The organism is Vibrio sp. 10N.261.51.F11 (genome assembly GCF_041471665.1).
Lineage (GTDB): Bacteria > Pseudomonadota > Gammaproteobacteria > Enterobacterales > Vibrionaceae > Vibrio > Vibrio crassostreae_C.
The window spans coordinates 1-347 of sequence record NZ_JBFROW010000124.1 but is presented as its reverse complement, the minus strand read 5'-3'; the positions used below and the strand labels follow the sequence as shown (position 1 = coordinate 347).

Genomic DNA, 347 nt, shown 5'->3' with positions numbered 1-347 from the left:
CTCAAGCAAGATAAAAAAGCGAGGCAATGGGTCAAGCGCTCACGCTGGGTGTTGTTGAAAAATAGAGGCAACTTAAATCCACGGCAAGACAGCTATCTTACAGAAATATTGAATATCAATAAGGACTTAATGACCACTTATATACTCGGGGCACAACTCAAAGAGCTTTGGTATTGTGAATCAGAAGCACATGCTAAAGGGCTCTGGGAGGCTTGGTGGGCACAAGTACAAGAGAGTGGAATTAAGCCATTGAAAGAGTTCGCACGAAAACTGAGTCCTTATCTTCACGGTATTATCGCATCGGCAAGTTATCCGCTAAACACCTGCACCCTAGAAGGGATAAACAA

1 protein-coding gene is annotated in these 347 nt (G+C 43.5%); it reads left to right on the top strand.

Going from position 1 to position 347, the window contains the following annotated elements; genetic code table 11:
• Positions 1 to 347 (top strand): transposase (locus AB4351_RS22215; RefSeq protein ID WP_372127203.1); only part of this gene is annotated, 347 nt, incomplete at both ends.